Below are 22,543 nucleotides of genomic sequence, written 5' to 3' on the forward strand. Positions count from 1 at the left end.
CGCCCTGTTCCTGAATCTCGGGCAGAGGAAACAGGGTGACAGGTGGGTGAAGCTGGACGAGACACTCAGGTCACATTCACCTTCCATGAATGGGCATCTGCAAAAACGACTGCCTGGCGCCGCTCGCGGGGCCATGGCAATGCCTTTACGGGTGCTCATCCGTTGCGCAGCTTAATGGGTGCGACAATGTGTCTGCTTGCGGTGCTGCGACATATTCGGTCATTGGCACGTAAACCAAGGCCTGCGCATCGGTAAACACTAGCATTCATGGGGCAGAACGCCGGTCTGAATGCCCGTTTTTACGGTACAGGCGTGCCCGGAATGACCATTGACCTATGTCGCGTTCACGACACATCCTCTGACACTCTCACATGCAGAAATTCCCGAGGGCTGGCAGAATCGCGCCCAATTGCGACCAACAAGCCCGCCGAGGCAGGAATTCCCCCATGCAAATGACCACCGCCCTTTTGATCGTCAACCCGTGCGACGACGAAGAAGACAACATGGCCATGCTCTGCTGCCACAGCGATAAGGGCGAAATGTTCCTGATGAGCCGCTACCCGGACGAGGACGAACTGGAGATCACGCTGGATGGCGAGCCGTCGACCCTCGACGGGGTCAAGGCCACCCTGAGCAAGACCCAGTTGAAGATCGAAATCGCGGCCGCGGATGCCGATGCGTTGAATGGCGATGATGTGCTTGAAATCACCTTCAACCCGGACATGGTGGACTTGGCTGAAGTCGAGGAAACCCTGAAGAACATTCTTGAGGGTACTGGCACCTTTATCAGCCAGATTTGAGGGTGTCTGCACTGGCCCCTTCGCGAGCAAGCTCGCTCCCACAGTGACCGCGCTCTGCCAGGAGAATATGGTCCATTGTGGGAGCGGGCTTGCCCGCGAAAGGGCCCGAAAGAACACTGCACTTCCCCCGCCCTACAAAATTCCAACAAATCCCCCGGTCATTTCCCGCACTTTGCGCAAAATGCCGTTAGTCGCCACCCCCTGCGATGGATTAAAGTAACGCCCCCGGCCCCGGCGTTATCCGAACGCCTGTGGCCACCCTTTCCAGGAACAGTCATCGATGGAACATCGTGAAGCGCTGCTGGCGCTGCGAACCTTTCTTTCAACGCAGATTCTCGGCCAGGAAAAACTCATCGAGCGCTTGCTCATCGCCCTGCTCGCCGACGGCCACATGCTGGTCGAGGGCGCTCCGGGTCTGGCCAAGACCAAAGCGATCAAAGAGCTTGCCGAGGGCATCGAAGCCCAGTTCCATCGGATTCAGTTCACCCCCGACCTGCTGCCCGCCGACATCACCGGCACCGAAATCTACCGCCCGGAAACCGGCAGCTTTGTGTTCCAGCAAGGCCCGATCTTCCACAACCTGGTGCTGGCGGACGAAATCAACCGTGCCCCGGCCAAGGTGCAATCAGCCTTGCTCGAAGCAATGGCCGAGCGCCAGGTCAGCGTCGGGCGCAGCACTTACGAGCTGTCGCCCCTGTTTCTGGTGATGGCCACGCAGAACCCGATCGAGCAGGAAGGCACCTATCCGCTGCCCGAAGCCCAGCTCGACCGGTTCCTGATGCACGTGAAAATCGGTTTCCCGGACGCTGCCGTCGAACGCCGGATTCTGCAACAGGCCCGGGGCGAAGCCCTGAACGGTGAAACCAAGCCCGAGCGCCGGGTCAGCCAGCAGGCGATCTTCGCCGCGCGCAAGGAAATTCTCGGTCTGTACATGGCGGACGCCGTGGAGGAATACCTCGTGCAACTGGTCATGGCCACGCGCAACCCGGCCAAATTCGATCCGGAAATGGCCGAGTGGATCGCCTACGGCGCCAGCCCGCGCGGCTCCATCGCCCTCGACCGCTGCGCTCGCGCCCATGCCTGGCTGGCCGGACGCGACTTCGTCAGCCCGGAAGACATCCAGGCCGTGCTGTTCGACGTATTGCGTCACCGCATCATTCTGTCGTTCGAGGCCGAAGCCGCAGGCATCGACCAGGATCGGGTGGTGCAACGGATTCTCGACGTCGTAGCCGTCGCTTGACACCGATGAACGCCACCCTGCCTTCCGAACCGGGCATCCGCATCAGCCTCGCCGAGCTGATCGAGATGCGTCACCGCGTGCGCGAAGTGCAGCTGTTTTCCACGCCGAGCCAGCGCAGCCCGCTGATCGGCCTGCATCACTCGAAATTCCGTGGTCGTGGTGTCGACTTCGATCAGGTGCGGGTCTATCAGGCCGGCGACGACGTGCGCACCATCGACTGGCGCGTGACCGCGCGGACGCAGGAACCGCACACCAAACTGTTCCATGAAGAACGCGAACGGCCGATTTTCATCATGGTCGAGCAAAGCACGCGGCTGTTCTTTGGCTCCGGTCTGATGTTCAAGTCGGTGCTCGCGGCGCAGGCGGCGGCGCTGATCGGCTGGGCGGCGCTGGGTCACAACGATCGGGTTGGCGGGCTGGTGTTCGGCGACAACGAGCATTACGAAATCAAACCGCGCCGCAGCAAGCAGAGCCTGTTGCAGCTGCTCAACCGGCTGGTGAAGGTCAATCAATCGCTGCACAGCGAGCGGGAGCCGGATCGCGATGCGTTCGGCGTGGCGTTGCGCCGGGCCCGCGAAGTGCTGCGACCGGGCAGTCTGGTGATCGTGATCTGCGACGAGCGCGCACTGTCCGACAGCGCCGAGCAGCAATTGAGCCTGTTGTCGCGCCATTGCGACCTGCTGATGCTGCCGCTGTCCGATCCGCTGGATCACGCCCTGCCCGCTGCCGGGCTGCTGAGATTCGCCGAGCGCGGCGCGCAGCTGGAACTCGACACTCTGAATTTCGACCTGCGCCAGACCTACCGCGCCCAGGCCGAAGCACGCATCGCCCGTTGGGAATTGCTCGCGCAGAAGCTGCGCGTGCTGTTGATGCCATTGAGCACCCAGAGCGAAATGGTCGAACAGATGCGCGAATTCCTTAACCCGCAACGTCCGGGGAAAGGTCGATGAACGGCCTCGAACAACTGCAACCACTGATCTCCCCGCCACCGATTGCCTTCTGGCCGCCGGCGCCGGGCTGGTGGCTGCTGCTTTTACTGTTGCCGGTAATCGGTATCGTGACCTGGCGGCTGCGACGTTTCATTCCGATCAAGAAAAAACCGGTCGTGCGCGCCGAACTGCCGCTCGATCCGGTGCGTATCGCCGCACTCGCCGAACTGGCGCAGATGCCCAAACCCTACGACGGCGCCCCGGCCGGGGCCTGGCTGCAGCAGCTCAACGGCCTGCTCAAACGCCTGTGCCGCAACCACTATCCTACAGCCAGAGCCACACACTCAACGGCCGTAAATGGCTGGCGTTTCTCGACAACCGTTGCCCCGCCGCCGGCCTGACCCGCTGGATGGTGCTCGTCGAAGGCGCCTACAAACCCGAGTGCAAACTCGATGACAAAGCCATCGCCGGCCTGACCCAGGCGGTCGAGACCTGGATTCGCAAACATGTTTGAGTTCGCCTGGCCGTGGATATTTTTGCTGTTGCCGCTGCCGTGGCTGATGCGCCTTGTGCTGCCGGTGGCCGACAGCGGCGAGCCGGCGCTCAAAGTGAGCTTCCTGGGCGACCTGGAAGGCCTCGCTCGCCGTCGCGCCCGGGCCAATCTGCCAGCGTGGCGCCAGCAGGCACCGTTCATGTTGCTGTGGTTGTTTCTGCTGATCGCCGCCGCCCGTCCGCAATGGCTCGGCGAACCGCTGCCGATTGCCGCCAGCGGTCGTGATCTGCTGGTGGCAGTGGACGTGTCCGGCTCGATGGATTTCCCGGACATGCAATGGAACGACGAAGACGTCAGTCGCCTGTCGCTGGTTCAGCATTTGCTCGGTGATTTTCTGGAAAGCCGCGACGGCGACCGGGTCGGTCTGATCCTGTTCGGCAGCCAGGCCTACCTGCAAGCGCCGCTGACATTTGACCGGCGCACCGTTCGGGTCTGGCTTGATGAAGCGCGGATCGGCATTGCCGGCAAGAACACCGCGATTGGCGACGCCATCGGCCTGGCCCTCAAGCGCCTGCGCATGCGTCCGGCCCAGAGCCGGGTGCTGATTCTGGTCACCGACGGCGCGAACAATGGCGGCGAAATCGACCCGCTGACCGCCGCCAAACTGGCCGCCAGCGAAGGCGTGAAAATCTACCCGATCGGCATCGGCGCCGACCCTGAAGAAAGCGGCGCCACGGCACTGCTCGGCACCAATCCGACCCTTGATCTCGACGAACCGGCGCTCAAGGCCATCGCCGACGTTACTGGCGGCCGCTATTTCCGCGCCCGCGATGGCAAGGAACTGCAAGCGATCAAAGACACCCTCGACCAGCTCGAGCCCGTGACCCAACAGCCGACCCAGGCCCGTCCGACACAGGCGTTGTATCAGTGGCCACTGGCATTCGCGCTGCTGTTGAGCATTCTGCTGGTTGCCCGCGTACTGTGGCCCGACAACCTGCTGCAGCGTTTTTTCACCAAGGAGTTGTATCTGCAAAGCCCCTTGCCTGACTGGCGCGACCGCCTCAAACGCCTGCGTTTGCGGAGGCGCCGATGATCGCCCTGTGGCCGCACTGGTTCCGCCCCTGGTGGCTGTTGCTGCTGCCGGTGCTCGGCTGGCTGATCTGGCAGCTCTGGCACCGGCAGAAACGCGCCGGTCGCTGGCAAATGATTCTGCCGCCGGCCTTCCACGCCACGCTGCTCAGTGGCGGCAGCGGTCGCGACAGCAAGTTGCCGTGGGTCGCCCTGAGCGTGGCCTGGCTGCTGACGATTCTGGCGTTGCTCGGGCCAAGCTGGGAACGGGTCGAACAGACCAGCCAGAAACCCGCCGACCCGTTGGTGGTGGTGCTGGAACTGACCCCGGAAATGCTCGCCACCGACTCGCCGCCAACGCGACTGGAACAGGCCCGGCGCAAGCTGTTCGACCTGTTGCAGGTGCGCAGCGATGCGCAGACCGCCATCGTCGTTTACGCCGGCAGCGCCCATACGCTGGTGCCGTTGTCGGATGACCTGGCGACCAGTCGCAATCTGCTCGACGCGCTCAAGCCTTCGCTGATGCCGGAAAGCGGCCACCGCGCCGATCTGGCGGTGAGCAAGGCATTGGCGCTGCTCAAGCAGGGTGCGTTGGGTCAGGGGCGGATTCTGCTGATTGGTTCTTCGCTTTCCGAAGAAGAACGCCAAGGCATTCGTCATGCGCTGAGCGGCCAATCGGCGCAGTTGTTGATGCTCGGTGTCGGCACCGCCGAGGGCGCGCCGATTGCTCAGGAGGACGGCAGTTTCCTCAAGGACGCTCAGGGCGCGATCCGCGTACCGCAACTCGACAGCCCTGGCCTTGGCGCGTTCCTCAACGCGGTCGGCGGCGAGTACCGCAGCGCACGCCTGGATGAATCCGATCTGGGCGACCTCGGCCTGCTCGACGGCCCGCGCAGCCTGCGCAGCGATGGCCAGACCGTGCGTCTCGACACCTGGGCCGATCAGGGTTACTGGCTGCTGTTGCCACTGCTGTTCCTCGCCGCGTGCGCCGGGCGGCGTGGCTGGCTGTTCTGCCTGCCGTTGCTGCTGGCATTGCCGCAACCGAGCTACGCTTTCGACTTCGAAGACCTGTGGCTGCGCCCCGATCAACAAGGCCTGCATCTGCTCAAACAGAAGCGTCCGGCCGAGGCAGCTAAGCATTTCGAAGATCCGCAATGGCAAGGGGTGGCGTTGTACGAAGCCGGCGACTACAGTGGCGCCGCTCAGCGTTTCGCCGAGGGCAATGACGCCCACGCCCACTACAATCGTGGCAACGCACTGGCCAAAAGCGGCGAGCTGGAAGCGGCGCTGGACGCCTATGAACAGGCTCTGGAACGTCAGCCGGATCTGCGTCCGGCGCTGACCAACAAGGCGCTGGTGGAAAACCTGCTGAAACAGAAAAACGCCCCGCCGCCGGCCGAACCGCAAGACAAACCGGCGCAGCCAAACCTACCGGGCGACGAACCACCGCCACCGACCGCTCTGCCGCCAGCGGTCAAGAGCGAAACCCACAGCGAGCCGCAAACCGGTGAGTCCGCCAGTGAGCCGCCGCCGACTACCCCGCCGCTACCGGGCGCCAACGAGTTGCCGGACAGCGAACCGGGCGAGGAACAGAACACACCGCCGCTGCTGCGCCCCAATGAGGACAACCTCGAAGGCGAACAACAGCAGGCGCTGGAACAATGGCTGGGCAAGATCCCGGATGATCCGGGCGAACTGCTGCGACGCAAATTCTGGTACGAACAGCAACAACATCAGGATCAGGAAAACATTCGATGACCCGTTTCACCGCTCTCTTGCTGCCCCTGCTGATCTGCACGGCCTCCGCCCAGGCGGCCGAGCTGACGGCCAGTGTGGATCGCAGTCGCCTGAACTCCGGCGAGACGGTGGAACTCACCCTCGAATCCAACGATGTCACGCAGTTCGGCAAGCCTGATCTGACCCCGCTCGAACCGCTGTTCGAGGTGCGCGGCACGCGCCAGGTCAACCAATTGAACACGCTCAACGGTGACAACCGCGCCACCACGCGCTGGATCATCACGTTGCTGCCCAAGGAGAACGGCAGCGTTGAAATCCCGCCGCTGAAACTGGGCGACGTCGAGAGCCAGCCGATCACCGTGCAAGTGATCGAGAGCGACACCCGCGAAGAGAAGAACGCCCGCGAACCGGTGTTCATCGAGGCCAGTCTCGACCAGACCAGCGTCTACGTGCAGGCTCAGGCCATCCTGACGTTGCGCATCTACCATTCGGTGTCGCTGTACGACGACAGCAGCCTGACACCGTTGCAGATCGCCGACGCGCGCATCGAGCAACTGGGCGACATGCGCACCTACGAAAAAGACATCAACGGTGTGCGCCACGGCGTGATCGAGATGCGCTATGCGATCTATCCGCAGCACAGTGGATTGCTGAGCATCGCCCCGCAAACGTTCAGCGCCACACTGGTCGATAACCAGCCCTCGCAGGACGCCACGACGCAGGGGCCGAAGCCGGGCAAACTGATGCACATCAGCTCCGCCGCGACTTCGCTGACGGTCAAACCCAAACCGATGACCTACCCCAGCGATGCGCCGTGGCTGCCGGCCCGCAGCCTGAGCCTGAGCGAAAGCTGGAACCCGGAGCCGGAGCACACCCAGGTCGGCGACTCCCTGACCCGCAGCCTGACCCTCAAGGTCGAAGGCCTGGCCAGCTCGCAACTGCCCGCCCTGCCCGCCACCGAAGCCAACGGCCTGCGCCGCTACCCGGATCAACCGGTGCTGAACAACCAGAGCAGCGACCGCGGCCTGATCGGCAGCCGTGAAGAACGCGAAGCACTGGTGCCGAGTCGCAGCGGCTCGATCGAACTGCCAACGGTGGACGTGGTCTGGTGGAACACCTTCGAAGATCACCTGGAACACACCAGCCTGCCGGCGCGCACCCTGCAGGTGGCGAACAACCCGAGCCTGCAAGTCGACACCCCGGCGGGCAACGCACTACCGCTCAGCGCGGCCGACAGCGAAGCCTTGTGGTGGTGGAAACTCAGCACGTTCGTTCTCGCCTGCACCACCCTGCTCGGCTTCGGCCTCTGGTGGCGTGCCCGTTGGCAACCGGCGATCCTGCGCGCCGCACAAACCGGCCCGAGCCCCCGCACCCTGCTCGACGACATCAAACGCGCCAGCCAGGCCAACGACCCCCACGCCACCCGCCAGGCCCTCGACGCCTGGGCTCGCCAACAACCGGAAACCTTGGCGGACATGGCGGCGCGGTTTGTGCCGTTGTCGGATGCGCTCGATGGTTTGAACGGCGCGTTGTACAGCGAGACCGGGCAGCATTGGCAGGGTGAGGATTTGTGGCGGGCGATTAGGACGATTCCGACGGCGGAACGGGTGCAGGATCCAGTTGGGGATAGTGGGTTGCCGCCGCTTTATCCGAAGTAGGATCGTCCCCGGGCGTCGATCAGTCGGCACCTGTCTTTGAAATACCAAACGCCCGATGCGATGCATCGGGCGTTGGGGTGAAACAGGTGTAAACCTATTTCAGGACTAGAAAAATCAACGAACGAAAAGTGTACGTTGCGTTGACCGGTTGAGCCCGCCGTCCCCTTTCTTTCCTTTCTTTTTTTCCAACACTTTCTGCCCTTTCTTGACCTAGACCGCCATTAGCTTTTACTCAGGGGGCTAAAATCATCAATAGACATATTTTTACTTTTCAATAAAGACACGACAAACTCCGAATCGAAAGTCATAAAAAACTCCAGGGCATCATAAATTTTCCAACGATGCACCTCTGGATGATCAATTATCGACAGAAGATACTGCTTTAGTGGCGCCAAGTATTCGATATAGTTTTCACGCCTAACAAAGCGAAGCATTTCGGAAATCTCGAAAGGCCTCACTCCGGCTAACGCAACAATCTTCAGAAGGAGATCGCAAACCTGTACCCTTGCGACTTCTTTCCCTTCTTTATCAGCGACATTTGCAAAGTACATTGTCACCGCCATTAATATATGGCGATAGGTATCATCATAACCATGTAACCGGTGAACATATAGCCCTTCAAAAACTTCAGATTTATTCATAAATTTTTCTAAGGCAACCAGGCCTTCACGAGCGCCCCAGCTCGTTAACAGCTTTGCAGCATAAAATCGTACTAATTCATCATTCGATTCACGAAGTAGCTCCTTCACAGAGTCGAGTCTATCCTGTGGAATATCCTCAACATCCAGATCTCCTGCTTCTGCGGCATAGTCTGCATTTTCTGGAATACCATTGAGTAATTCATAGATTCTCGGATCCATTATTAAACCTCCTACTTCACAATTTTAATATAGTCGGCCGGTACACAACCTTTGATCAAGCATTCACCGTCTCGTTTGGCATTCGACAGGTCTTCCTCTGCACGCCCCAAGGAGATCTCGTTTTTCGTTGAAGGGTTGTTCGTGTACTTCACCCGTGCTTCATCCACCTTAGACTGAAGCTCTTCGGTAACTTTTCGATTATCCAGGTATTTGGTATCTGGCAATACTCCGGAATCAATATCCTGTTGCAAGCGCTTTACGTCGATCTCAATTTTACTGGAGCCATAGTCTTTCGGATTCGAGGCAGCGCTTGGATCAAGTCAAAAGGGGACAAGTCAAAAGGGGACAGATTTATTCAATCACCTGTATAACTACCTTCGTCAGAACTTATCCATTAACAAACTCTTTCACACGAGAAAAGTTCTTATAGATCCATCGAACCGTCAAAAACATCGTCAATGGCAACCCCACACACTTGAATAACACGCTGAAGTTAGGTTCGAAAAATAGATAAGACACCGCCATCGTCAATGAAACGACCCCAAGAGAGATCATGAAAAACACCACAAATGCAAACAAGACAACACACGCACTTAAAATCAGTCGAACAACTATGTTGTTATTCACCACCATTCAGCTCCTTTTAGAAATCTGTCCACTTTTCCTTTGGCTAATGACTAGTCTTCTTGCTTTTCCCGTTTGCGCTCAATATCCAATGTTTTTGAACACCAAAGGGGACAGATTTATTTAATAAAATAAATCTGTCCCCTTTTAGCATTTACTACTCCGGCACCTATATTTTCTCCGAAATAATTTCCAACTCACCCCACAGATGGGACAGACCAATACTGCTCATATAAGTCATGTAATCCACAAATCCGGGAAATTTTATTTCGTCGATCGAAAACCACGTCGCTTCGCACTCAGGGCAAATAAAAATAATCGACTTATTCGCTTTTATCATCGCTTTGATAACGTCGTCCTGCTGACATCTTGGGCAAATCATATACATCTCTCAAAATACAGCTTGAGCATTCCCCCCAAACAGTTCGACCGTTGGCTTTATTGTAGGGGCTGCTCCTTTTGCACCACCTACTCAGCATTTCTTATTGCTATACATCCAAATACGGGGCGTTGATCAATATTAACTCCACCTCATCAGAGGCCCTTTTTTCCACTCATCACTGATCCGCCCAAGAATTGATACATACTGTGAAAAAAGCAGCCTCCGCGAGTCGACACCAACAATTCTATTAGCCAATTCGTAGTCTGAAGCCAATTTAAAGGCCACACCACTAATTATCCAATACAGCAACTCATCCAAAGAGCTTGTGCGTCTTCTGTATATTTCAAAACCCCTCTCAGAGCATACATAATTAAATTCGTCCGATTTAACCTCCACATGGGGGCTTCCATCTTCTGGCGAACTGCTTTTAACAATCAAAAGAGACCTTGGAGCACCAATTCGCTCACCCAGCGAGTAAATGGCCTTTTGTATTTCTTCAATGACTGAGCTCATATTAATTAGTTCTCCTCAGGTAACCTTCTTTCACTAATCGATCAACATTAAACCTTTCAGAAAGGTCAGGTAAAATTTGAGTCCCGCCTCCAGGTTGACCAAATGCAGGAGCAATCTTCCCCTGAACGACCGGCAATGGCTTGAGCACCTCATACTGATAGTATCCTCCGGCTCTTGAGCCAGGCGCCAATGCTCTTTGATCATACGGAACACCTTGAGGGGATAAGAAGGAACCTTCAGGGCCACCATAGCGGTCCAATTTAGTACCAACTGGCAATGTATTCTTAATAGGACTGCCAGAGAAACCTAATTCTTTCGGCCAATCCCAACTACCGTCAGCTTTCTTAAACTGGTCGTAATAAGAAAACCCTCCTGCTTCGTTATCAGCAATGGCGCCGGTCGATGCTTGAGTTTTTGGTGGAGTTACTTTTGCACCATCAGTTATCGAACCACCCTTCGTATCAACCCATTTCCCCCCAATCCACTCAACAGCTCTCCCACCAACATAAGCGGTGATAAGCCCTGTGGCCGCATCGAAAGCCATACCGCCCAACTCTTGGGCGGAGGCGGTTCCAACTTTATCAAACTCCCTTTCCAGGGTATGCGAAGGGATCGGGCTGGTAATCCAGTCCTTGAACCCGAGTGCTAACCCGCCAATACCACCTGCGATAGCACCCAAGGTGTCGAAAGGTGACGAAACGGCATTCCAGAACGATTTTGCATCGTTAACCACACCTCCTGGCCATTCAACAACCTTATTCTGGACCACTGTCCATCCTTCTCTGGCCAGAAATCCGGGGTCCATCGATGGAGGGTAAACACTTGTAAGTTCTTTTGGGTCAACGCCTGCAAAGTAACTGGCCTTGGCGGCGTTGTATTCCTCTTGGGTCCATCCTTCCTGTAGTGCCTGCAGCTGAATCTTGCGCCCAAACTCCTCCATATCCCGCTGTCTTTCGCCATCCAATGCGGCTACCGCCCGGGTGATATTGTCCCGACACGCTTGAGCCCCATCTCCCGAACCGCAAGCCGCTCGAGCGTTATCCGCTTGTACAACTTCTCTGTGTAGCAGCCAGTTGTACTGCGTAGCGTTCCTCGCGATTTCGGCTCCCTGCTGAAGATTCCCACCTACTGCCGCGGCGGCAAGCAACCCGGTTAGTTGCGACATCATCAAGTGCAACTGATCATTGCCATTAGCAAAGTTAACCAGTTGATTTGTCAACGCTTCATTCAGGCCTGCGGCTGCCGCGCCAGTGGCAAAATCACCGCCGGTTGCCTTCGAGAGCAAGCCCCCCATCAGCGCATGCGCGACAGTTTTCTCAAGACTGCCCTCTGGAAACTTGATGGTGTCGCCAACCCAATTGAAACCCGTCGCCATGGCGACGCTACCCGCCTGCCCCATCAATGCCGCGCTAAAACTGTCACCGAAATTGCCACCCCCAATGGCGGTAGAAATGCCACTGGTGATGATGGCCCGGCCAGTCGTCCGGATAGCGACGTCGGTAAAGTTGCTGCTTGTCAGGACATTTGCAGTTTTGCTGGTTCCACCCGCAAACCAGTTTGAGTCCGCATAGTTCAGCACGCCTGCGGTAAACCCGGCGATGGCCGCGCTCTTGAGGCTGTCAGCGCTGAAGGTGTCCTTTAAAGCAGCGCCCAGATTGCCCTTGTTGCTGATGGTGCTGGTCACTGCGGTGGTGGCCAAAGAGGTGGCAATTGCGCCGCCGAAGCCACCACTGGTCAATGCCAATCCTCCAGGCCCCATGACAAACGACATCATGATCGCGATGGCTATTTGTGCTGCCGGGCCCACACCAGAGTTGTCATATTTGAACGACTCGTGGATTTCCTTGACGCGTCGCCAATCGACGTCTCCACGAGACTCGGCATCTTTCAGCCAGGCCAACTGCGGATCTGCCTTGACCATCGCGTCGATGGTCTGGCTGACGGACTCCTGGTTGACGTCCTTGATATCGATCTTCAGCCCATCAACGGCTTTGATCACCACGTTGCCCTTGGCAATCATCTGGGTCTGACGCAGGGTCTCGTCGGTATTGCCTCGACCTTTGGAAGATACCCACGCTGCGCTGTTGTTGGTCTTGGTATGGCTTTCGTCATGAAAGTCCTTGACCCCTTCAAACGTGATCGCGCCACCACTGTCCAGCGTGATGTTGTTTCCGCTTTCCAGTTTGGCAACCTGATAAAGCTGATCGCCCTTGCTGGACAGCGTCAAATCACCGCCCGCCTTGATTTCAGAGCCGACATGCTTGATGTCGGTCACCTCATCGCGCTTCAACTTGAGCTTGCCGAAACTGCCCTTTTTCTTCTTGTCGTAGAGCGAGTAATCGGAATCCTGCGCAGCAAGAATATCGAGGTTCTCACCCGCAACCAGATAGGCCTCGTCGCCGGCAGTGATACGGCTGGAAATCACACTGAGGTCTTTACCCGCATCCAGTCTGACGTCGCCGCCTGCCGAAATGCCGGACATGACCTGGCTGACATGGTCCTCCTGAACGGTGAGTTTCTTGCTCTTGGACAGGGAGTGGGTTTCATCCGCCGCAGACGTGATGACCACGTCTCCGGTTGCCTTGATCGCAACATCACGCTTGGCATCGATCTGACTGGCGATGACGTTGATATCGCGCTTGGCGTCAGCCTTGAAGTCACGACCAGCGTCGATTTCCGCACCCAGCTGGGTGATGTCACTGCTGTTGTGCCTGGCGTCTTGGTAAACGCTGTTGGTGACCTGAGCGGATGAGACGTTGATGTCACGCCCGGCATTCACGACCATGTCCTGGCCGCTTTTCATCACGCCACCGGCGATGTTGATGTCTTTGGCCGCTTTGACGGTCAGGTCATTGGCCGCTTCGATCCTTGCCGCGTTGTCGGCGTAGTCATGATGCTGGGTGCCAAACCGGGTGCTGTTGTCGGAGGAAGTGATTGTCCGCTCGTTGACCACATCGCCTTTGAGCGTGGTCAGGTTCACATCGCGCCCGGTGATGATGCCGCCGGACTTGTTGATGATGTCGTTGGTCGCCAGCAGATTCAGGCGGTTACCCGCCTCGATCAGGCCGCTGTTGACGATGTCCTTGCCCGCCGTCGCCGACAGATTATTCGTCGCCTTCAACGTCCCAACGTTGTCCAGATTGCCGCCGGCAATCAGCGTCACATCGTTACCGGCAATCAGCGCGCCGGTCGGGCCAAGACGGCCGTTGGCCTGGGCCAGGTACAGCACCGGCACCAGCACTTTTTCGCCGTTCACTTCGTGCTCTTCGAGCCAGACAATGTCGTGGGTCAGCGCCGCCACTTGTTCGGCCGTGAGGCCCACGCCCATCGACAGGTTGAGGGCGTCCTTGCTGGCGATGGCGTTGTCCATCAGGTAGCGGAACATGTCCTCGTTGTTGCTTCGGCCATCGATGAAGGCCTGGCCGGTGCGCGCGGTCACGGCTTGCTGTACCAGACGCTGCTCGAAGAGGCCGTCACCGAGGCGCTTGGCGCTCTGATCCGGGTCGTAACCGAGTTTGCCGAGCAGGTAGTCCGAACTCATGAAGGACTTGAGGTTGGTCAGTGCCGGGTTCGTTTCAATCAGGTATTTGTGCGCGTTGGACGGTGCCTTCGTGTCCGGCAGTCCGGCGACGCGTGTCACCGGACGGGTGTCGATCGACTCTCTGGCATCATTGCCGCGGTCTTTCATGCCGGGACCGGCCGACTTTACCGGCACGTTGACATCGACCGTACTGGCCACCGCCGTGACCACGCTCGGGGACCGATGGAATGTGTCAACCGCGCGAGTGCTATCGGAGACTGCGGGCGGTGCATCAATGAAAAGATTACGCGGGCCGCCACTGCTTCCAGCCACGACATGCCCCTCGGTAGCGACAACCTGCCCCCCCATCGTCCAGGTCGGTGCCGGGCCGGTTGTGCCAACGGGTGCGGTGTCAGCCGCGCCCTGACCGCTCAGACGGAACAGACCGTTTTCCCCGGTTGGCAGGGAGAAGCCTGGCAGGCTGAGCGGATTGACCTGTTGCTGCGCGACATCGGGCGGCAGTTGGCTGTTGATCCGGATGACGGTGGTACCCGAGTTGCCAACGTTGGTGTTACCCACCTTGTTGGTGCCACCGGTTGAACCGTAATCCTGATGGATCACACTGTTTTGCAGGTCTTTTGTGGCGGTGATCGATACGTTGCCGCCAGCCTGGATGACCGCATTGCGACCTGCTGTGGGGCTGGTGCCGTCTCGGGCCACTTCTTTGTCGGATGTCAGCGTGAAACCGTCTAGCCGGGTCGGCATCTGTACAAGGTTATTGGGGTCGTACTGAGACTGCAGGCTGGTATTGCCCCACCGATAGCCGGACAGGGTGAGGTCGCCGACCGACTTGTTCGTCACCGAGTCCTTGATCGTGATGACGTAGGTCGTACCGCCGTCATGACCGGGTTCCCGACCGGTGGTGGACGTCACGACACCCTGGGCAAAATTCCCGGTGCCATCGATGTAGTAAACGTTAGGGAAATCAGGGTTGTTGCGCTGGTTGTATGCCACCACCTCAGGCATGAAGGTATTGAACGACCCCGAGTCGATGGCGCCAGTACGGTAGATGCGGGTCCGCTCGATGCTGCCGCTGACCGCGCCGACGTTCCTCATGTTGTTGGCATTGATGGTGATGTTGCCCGACGCGCTGAGCGTACTTTTGCTATTGAGGAACTCACCACCGTTGAAGACGAAATCACCACCGGCTGTCACCAAGGAAGACGCCGTGGTGTCGTTGTCCTGCCCGCCCTCGAAGACTTCATGGGCAATCAGATTGACGTCATAGGTACCACCCGAGCAATCACCACACTGAACGCCAATGAAACCGGTAACCAACTTGCGATTTAGGGCAAAGCTCTGGGTGCCGTCATCGCCGGAAGTGCGGTTGGCGAAGTTCGCCGCGTCGATCTTAAAGGTCTTGCCACTCTCCATCGATCCCGAAAGGTTTGAGACCTGACTGGCCTGCGCAGTGCCATAACCCTTGATGGCCACGTTGCCCAGGCCATAGAAGTCGCCATTCTGGTTGGTCAGATTACCAACACTGAGCGTCATGTCGTTGCCGCTGAAAATCAGGCCACGATCATTGAGCAATGACGGCGTGTTGATGGTCAGGTTTTGCGCTGCGCCCAAAGTGCCGTAGTTGACAACGCTGCCGGCGTTCACGGTCAGGTCTTCACTGGAGGTGATGCGCCCGGAGTTGACGAGTGCCGCGCCCACGTTGATCGTCGAGGTTGTGCCGGCGGCGATGCTGCCGGCCGCACCGACACTCAGCTGGGCTGCGCTGAAATTGATCCCCCGCTGGCTCGACATTCGACCGTTGCCGCCGTAGGCCCCGGTCAGTTGCATGTCGATGAAACCATCACTGGCGATCAGGCCTTCGTTGGTCCAGTTGCCGCCACGCACCTGTAACAGCTCCGACGCCAGCAGCTTGCCGCTTGCGGTCTGGCTGAACTGGCGGACGTTCACGTTCAATCGCCCGGCCTGAATCACGCTGGAGTTGTTCCAGGTGTCGGCCGTCAGATCCAGCAGGCCGCCGGTGGTAATGCTGCCGCCGGCGCCGATGACGTTGGCCGTGGAGAGATCGAACTTGCCGCGACCGACGTGGTTGAGCTGCCCGCCACCGTTGAGGAAGCTGCCGACGGCCAGGGTCATGTCGGTGTTCGCGGTTTCCAGCACACCATTGCGATTGTCGAACTGACCGCCAATCTGGAACTCGGTCTTGCCCGAGTTGCCCAGCGAACGCAGGCGCCCATTCTGGTTGTTGACGCTCGCCGCTTTGACCGTCAATTGGGTATTGCTTTCAATGATCCCCGCGCCATTGCTCAAAGCGCCGCCGAGGCTGAAATCGATGCGTTCGCCGGCGATCTGCCCGGCGCCGTTGTCCAGACTGGCGCCATTGACGCTCACCAGTCCTTTGGCGTAGATCACGCCATTGCGGTTATCGAATGCAGCGGTGGTGATGTTCGCGTCGGTGCCTTGCGCCGAGATGCGCCCACCATTGTTGTCCAGCCCGGCCAGTGCCGACAGTGTCAGGCCCTGAGCCTGAATGACGCCGCCCTGGCGATTGTTGTTCAGGTCGAAGCCATTGCGCAGGACACCGACGGTACGCGCCTCAAGCGCGCCCTTGATGCTGGACAGAATCCCGCCGCGGTTATCGATGCTGGCCGCACCGACCGTCACGTCGCCTTCCTGAGCGATGATTTTTCCGCTCTGGTTATCGAGATCGCCAGTAACGTCGAGCGTCAGGCCGGTCTGGCTCTGGATCGAACCTTTGCCGTTGGCCAGGCTTGCCGCCTTGAGTTGCAGGCTGCCGGTCTGGCTGTAGATCAAGCCGTCGGCATCGTTGCGCACGGCGGTGCTGGCAGTAATCTGCAAGTCATCCTTGGCCGCAATGGTGCCTTTGCTGCCGTTGTCCAGCGAGCCGGTCAGCAGTTGCAGCGAGCCTTGACTGGCGAGTTGGCCGTTGCGGTTGCTCAGATCGCTGACGCCTTTGATCACGACCGGACCGGTGCCCGCCAGTTTGCCGGCGTTGTTGTTCAACAGTCCCGACAGGTTCAGGGTGATCGCGCCGTTGGCCGCGAGTTTGCCCCCGCTGTTATCCAGGCTCGAAGCGTTGGCAGTGAGCGCCTGGAGCGCGTTGATAAAACCGCCTGCGTTGGTCAGTGCAGCGCTGGTGATGTCCAGTGCGGCGCCACTGTCGATCAGGCCGCCCTGATTGTTGTTGAGTGCGCCTTTGAGCGTGAGGGTCTGCCCTGCCGCACTGCTGAGGATGCCTTTGTCGCTGTTGTCGAGGCTGGCGGCATTGACGGTCAGATTGCCTTGCGAAACCAGAGCGCCGTTCCCGCTGTTGAGCAGAGCGCCCTTGAGATCGACCGACACATCGCCGTTGCGGCTTGAGAGCGTGCCGTTGGCGCGGTTGTCCAGACTGTCGCCACTGACGCTCAACTGCTGCCAGCCCGAGAGCAAGCCGTTCTGGTTGGTCAGGGTCGTACCGCTGAGCTTCAGCTTCTCGCCGCTGATGATCTTGCCGGCATTGTTGTTCAATGCCCGGGCGATGACGTCGAAACCCAGGCTGCTGGAGATTTCACCGCCCTGGTTGTTCAGGTCGCGCAAGCGCTTGAGGGTCAACGGCCCCTTGGCCGTCAACAAACCATTGGTGTTGTCGAGGTCGCCATTGGCAAGGTCCACGTTGACGGATTTGTCGCCCAGCAGACGCCCGCCGTTCTGGGTCAGGGAGGTCAAGGTCAGGTCGATGTCGCCGCCGGCAGAGACTTCACCGCCATTGCTGGAGTCCAGCGCTGTCGCCGTCAGCGACAGACTGCCCTGGCTGTTGATCAAGCCTTTGTCGCGGTTGTTCAGGGCCATGGCATTGAGCGTGACGCTGCCGATGCCCTGCAAAACACCGCCCTGGTTGTTCAGGTCGGCGCTGCCAATGCGCAACGCTTGCGCTGCGCTGATCAGACCGTCGTTGTCATTGCGCAGCAAACCGTCTGCAGTCAGGTCAAGATCGGCACGGCTGATCAGGCTGCCACCGCTGTTGTTAAGACTGCCGGCCCGGGTATCGATCGATGCTGCACCGATCATGCCTTTGACGTTGTCCAGAGCCTGGGCGATTCGCAGCGTCAGGCTCTGAGTGCTCAGCAATTTGCCATTGCCGTTGTCCAGATTTTGCGCCGCCACGGTAAAGGCTTCACCGCTGGAAATTTCTCCGCCCTGGTTATTCACGCCATTGAGCTGCTTGAGCAGCAGCGTACCGGGGGCATTGATCAAACCATTCTGGTTATTAAGCTGGCCATTGTTCATGTCCAGGCTCAGGCGAGTGTTGCTGAACAGCTTGCCGCCCTGTTGCTCTAGCCCCGTGACCGACGCCGTCAAAGCGCCCTGGCTGCCAATCTGCCCGCCATCGCGGTTGGTGACCTTCCCCGCGACGAGGTTCAGGGTATCGGCGCTGCTGAGCTTGCCGGTGCTGTTGTCGTAGTCGCCAGTGGTGACGCTGGCCGCGCCCTTGGCGCTGAGTATGCCTGCCTGGCGGTTGTCGAGGCGGGTGCTGTCGAGCACCAGCGCCCCATCGGTGACCACCGCACCGCCCTGGTTATCAACGCTGCCGCGACTCTCGATTGTCAGGTCCGCCGCGCTGGAAAGGCTGCCTTTCATGTTGGTCAGTTGCGAGGTATTGACCGTCAGGGCGCTTTCGCTACTGACCTTGCCCTGGCTGTTGTCGAATGCGCCGCTCAGCGTCAGAGCCATGGCCTGCTGACTGAGCAGCTCGCCACCACTGTTGTCCAGTGAGTCGCCGTGCAGGTCGAGCGAAGTGCCGGCACTGATCAGGCCCTTGTTGCGGTTAATCAATTGCTCGACGGTGAGCGTTAGCGACTGGGCGGTGAAGATCTTGCCGGCGTCACTGTTGTCGAGTTTTTTGCCGGTCACCTGCAGATCGCTATTGGTGCTGATTTCACCGCCGCGGTTATCCAGATCCCAAACGTTAAGAGTCATGGTTCTGGTCGAGCCGAGCAGTCCGCCCTGACGGTTGTCGAGCAGGTCGGCATCGAGTTTGAGGACGCCGGTGGCGATCAACTGGCCGTCCTGGTTATCGAGCTTTTTCGCCTGCACGGTGGCATCCGACTTGCCGGCGATGCTGCCGCCACGGTTGTCCAGCGTCTGCGCCGTCAGTTCGAGTTTGCCGTCGGCAATCACCGTACCAAGCTGGTTATCCAGGGTGTTGTCGGTCGTCAGCGTCAGCGGGCCACGGCTGCTGATCAAGCCTTCCTGGTTGTCGAGGCTGGCGCTGTGACTGTCCAGCGATGTACCGGAAATAACGCCTTTGGCGTTGTTCAGCGCCTGCGCAATACGCACGGTCAGACCCTGCTGGCTCAGCAATTTACCGTTGCTGTTGTCCAGGTCATGTGCGGTCAGTGCGAAGGCTTGCTGGCTGGAGATTTCGCCGCCCTGGTTGTTCACCCCATTGAGTTGCTTGAGCAGCAATTCGCCGGGCGCATTGATCAAACCGTTCTGGTTGTTCAACTGGCCGTTGTTCAAATCAAGACTCAGGCTGGTCTTGCTGAACAGTTCACCGCCCTGCTGATCGAGGCCGGTGACCGACATGGTCATGGCTTGCTGACTGGCGATGCGGCCTGCAGCGTTGTTGACCTGCCCCGCCGTGAAGTCCAGAGTTCCACCACTGATCAGTCGCCCGCCCTGACTGTTGTCGACATCACCGCTGTCGATCCGACTTTTGTCCTTGCCGGAGATCAGACCTTTCTGACTATTGTCGAGACTGGCGCTCTTGAGTTTCAGAGTGCTGTCGGTGCTGATGGAGCCACCCTGATTGAGCAGCGCGCCAAGACTGGTCAACGCCAGGGCACCGGCGCTGGTCAGGTTGCCGGCATTGTTATCGACACGGCCGGCATTGAGGGTCAACGTGCCTTCGCTGCTGATGAGCCCCTGGCCGTTGAGCAGTGCATCGTCCAGTGTGATGACCAGGCCTTTAAAGCTATCGAACGAGCCACCCGTGTTATCCAGCGTGCTGCCGGTCAGTTTCGTCGCACCACTGGCGACGATCATGCCTTTGTTCTGGTTGATCAATCGGGTAACAGCAAGCTCCAGATCGCTGGCCGCGAGAATCTTGCCTCCGTCGCTGTTGTCCAGACGCTGGCCCTTGATGTTGAGCAACAGGTTGCCAGATAGCTCGCCCGCTCGGTTATCGATGTCATCGACCGCGAGAGTCAGCGCTTTTTTGGTGCCGATCAGCCCGCCGTTACGGTTGTCGAGTGTGGTGCCGGTCAGGCTCAGATTGCCCTGTGCGACCAGTGCGCCGCCCTGCTGTTGCAGCAGACCGATGGTCGCGGTCAAGTCGCCCTGGCTGGAGATTCGCCCTTTGGCGTTCTGCACCTCGCCGGCCTTGATACCGACAGCGCCGACAGCGCTGACCAGGCCATTGCTGTTGTCCAGTCGCGTGCCCGCGTAGGTAACGCCGGCCTTGCCGATGATCAGGCCGTTGTCGCGGTTATCCAGTCGATCAACATTCAGCGTCAGTTGTCCGTCGCCTTGCAGCGCGCCGCCACGGTTGTCTGCCGAATCACTTCGCAAGGCCAGTGTGCCTTTGCCGATGACCTTGCCGTCGCGATTGTCGAGATGACCGGCCCGCGCATCGATGGCGCCTCTGGCAGTGATTTCGCCCTTGTTGCGGTTGTCGAGCAGACCACTGACCCGCACTACAAGACCGCCATCGCTGACCACGACCCCGGCGTCCCGGTTATCGAGGCTGCCGGCCCTGAGATCGAGAGCAACGCCGGAACCGAGCATGCCGTCGCGATTGTCCAGCGCTGCACTGAGATCAATGTTGAGCCCCAGATCACCCAGAATCTGGCCGCCGAAGTTGTTGACCGACGTCCCGTTGAGTCGAGTGATACCGGAACTCGAAATCTGACCGTTGCTGTTGTTCAACTGACCGATCGTGGCCGTCAGGCTGCCCTTTGCGTCGATCAAGCCTTGGCTGTTGTGCACTTGATTGGCGGTCACGTTCAGCGCGCCTTTGCTCAGCACACGCCCGTCATTCTGGTTGTCCAGTGTCCCTGCAACGATGCTTGCGATCTGCGCAGCACTCAGCGTGCCGCCCTGGTTACTCAGCACCTGCGCGGCATTCACCGCCAGATTGCGGCTCGCCACCAGGCTCTTGCCACGGTTGTCGATGTTTTGCGCACTCAGGCTCAGATCGCCATTGGCATTACGACCGCCGTCAGCGTTGACCCCGGCTTCAATGGCGCCGGCATTGGTCAATTGACCGCCCGCACTGAGGCTGATGCTGTCCCGCGCCGCGAGGGTCTGCCGGTTGGTCAGGTCGCCTTGGGTTTGTGCATTCAACGAAGTGCCGGCGTAGACCGCCGAGCGCGTCTCCAGGCTGGCGGCCTTGACGTTGACCGCGCCGGTGGCGGAGGTCTCGGCCAGGCTGAGCTGGCCGTTGGCGTCGAGCTGAATGTCACCGCCGCTAGCAATCAGTTTGCCGTCGAGTTTCACCCCGACCCCGGCCTCGGTGCCGACCAGTTTGATCGCACCGGCGTACATCCCGCCCAGCGCCGAAGAGTCGATGGCCAGTTGCGGTTTGGCGCTGCCGTCGTCGGCGCGGGCCGTGGCGTTGAGGTTGTCGGCGTTGACGTCGTTGCGCCCGGCAACGATGGTCAGGTTTTTCGCCTGGATCTCGGCGTTGATCTTCGCGCTGCGGGTGATGATTTCGAAGCGGTCGACGTTGGTTGCGTTGAGCCCGGCGCCCTCAATGGCGACGCTGCCCTGATCGACCTGGAAACGGTCCAGCCGACCGCTGCCATCCAGCACCGGTTTGCCGGTGGTGAGGGTGACGCGGGGCGTGTTGATGAAACCGCAACCGTTGCAACTGATGCCGTACGGGTTGGCGACGATCACCCGTGCCGACTGCCCCGCCACTTCGGTGTAACCGCGCAACTGGCTCGGGCTGCCGCCGATGACTTCGTTGAGGATCGCCTGTGCCGAACCACTGTTTTTCAGGTGCGGGTTGTCAATGATGTAGCCGCCCAGTTGGGTGGACGAAGCCTGGTTGGAGCCGTTGTTGAGGATGACGCCCTGCGCGCTGACGTTGTACTCATGGAACTGGTTGTGCGACAGCCCGCTGCCGTTGGGCGTGGCGATGTTGATGATCTGCACGCCGTTGCCGGCGCGATCAAGGGTGGTGCCGGGGTTGGCCACCACAATGCCGTCGGCCTGGGCCCACATCGGTTGCCAGAACATGACGTTGGCCAGCAGAAAAGCGATCCCGCGCTTGGGCATGCCCAGAAAGGTATCGCGGCGTTTTACGGCCGCAGATGGCAGGCGAGCGAGGAAGGCGTACTGGCGAACGTCCATGTTGAAGTCTCTATGCAACAAACATAAATGAGCAGGCAGACCGCAGGCGCAGCACTTCCCGACGGGCATTCACACGACGCCGGTCGACCGAGAAGTGGGTAAGAGGAAAAATTGCCGGGGCAACCTGGATATAGGATCGGTCACGGAGCAGGCCGCGACACATCTGCCAGCTCCCTCATAGCAGCACACTGATGTCACAATAGTGGCGCGATATTAGATGGCCACTATTTTGGCGTCAATAAATGTATGAATGGGTGCAGCGTTGCCGACGAACGGTAGCAATACAGTCATACCTTTCTGACGATGGTTTCTAAATTCCCCTTCCGGCCCGCCTCTCGCAATAATC

General features: G+C 59.1%; 9 protein-coding genes and 1 pseudogene. 7 read left to right on the forward strand and 3 right to left on the reverse strand.

Annotation, left to right across the window (positions count from 1 at the left end):
• Positions 1-446: 446 nt before the first annotated feature.
• From I5961_RS15815 to I5961_RS15845, 7 genes and pseudogenes are all read left to right on the forward strand, one after another.
• On the forward strand, positions 447-800 hold the full coding sequence (locus tag I5961_RS15815) for a hypothetical protein (protein ID WP_085698331.1): 354 nt from the start codon (positions 447-449) through the stop codon (positions 798-800).
• Positions 801-1,080: 280 nt separating this feature from the next.
• Entirely contained in the window at positions 1,081-2,040 is a 960-nt protein-coding gene (locus tag I5961_RS15820; protein WP_007913915.1) for an AAA family ATPase, read from the forward strand.
• A 5-nt stretch (positions 2,041-2,045) separates the two neighbouring features.
• Positions 2,046-2,990 carry a DUF58 domain-containing protein gene (locus tag I5961_RS15825; RefSeq protein ID WP_085698330.1) on the forward strand — a complete coding sequence of 315 codons (945 nt, stop codon included), beginning with the start codon at positions 2,046-2,048 and terminating at the stop codon, positions 2,988-2,990.
• Positions 2,987-3,483: pseudogene (locus tag I5961_RS15830) on the forward strand (DUF4381 domain-containing protein). The gene I5961_RS15825 and the pseudogene I5961_RS15830 overlap by 4 nt, the downstream one beginning before the upstream one ends.
• The gene (locus I5961_RS15835) at positions 3,476-4,555 is read left to right on the forward strand and encodes a vWA domain-containing protein (protein ID WP_085698328.1); all 1,080 of its coding nucleotides are present in this window, start codon (positions 3,476-3,478) and stop codon (positions 4,553-4,555) included. Before I5961_RS15830 ends, I5961_RS15835 begins: the two are co-directional and overlap by 8 nt.
• Positions 4,552-6,288: a vWA domain-containing protein gene (locus I5961_RS15840; RefSeq protein WP_227232797.1), complete on the forward strand. Its 1,737-nt coding sequence runs from the start codon at positions 4,552-4,554 to the stop codon at positions 6,286-6,288. Before I5961_RS15835 ends, I5961_RS15840 begins: the two co-directional genes overlap by 4 nt.
• A complete protein-coding gene (locus I5961_RS15845) occupies positions 6,285-7,925 on the forward strand; it encodes a BatD family protein (RefSeq protein ID WP_227232798.1) in 1,641 nt (546 codons plus the stop codon). The genes I5961_RS15840 and I5961_RS15845 overlap by 4 nt, the downstream gene beginning before the upstream one ends.
• Positions 7,926-8,146: 221 nt before the next feature.
• On the opposite strand, the gene I5961_RS15850 is transcribed toward I5961_RS15845, so the two are convergent.
• The 3 genes from I5961_RS15850 to I5961_RS15865 all read right to left on the reverse strand — a co-directional run bounded on the left by I5961_RS15850 (position 8,147) and on the right by I5961_RS15865 (position 22,197).
• Positions 8,147-8,785, reverse strand: a complete 639-nt coding sequence (locus I5961_RS15850; protein ID WP_085703566.1) for a hypothetical protein — start codon at positions 8,783-8,785, stop codon at positions 8,147-8,149.
• Between the two features lie 1,144 nt (positions 8,786-9,929).
• Positions 9,930-10,304 (reverse strand): Imm63 family immunity protein, encoded by a 375-nt coding sequence (locus tag I5961_RS15860; protein ID WP_227232800.1) that lies wholly within the window; start codon positions 10,302-10,304, stop codon positions 9,930-9,932.
• A gap of 1 nt (position 10,305) precedes the next feature.
• Positions 10,306-22,197, reverse strand: coding sequence for a glycohydrolase toxin TNT-related protein (locus I5961_RS15865; protein ID WP_227232801.1), 11,892 nt, complete (start codon positions 22,195-22,197; stop codon positions 10,306-10,308).
• Positions 22,198-22,543 lie beyond the last annotated feature (346 nt).

The sequence above is a fragment of the Pseudomonas sp. IAC-BECa141 genome, assembly GCF_020544405.1.
GTDB lineage: Bacteria > Pseudomonadota > Gammaproteobacteria > Pseudomonadales > Pseudomonadaceae > Aquipseudomonas.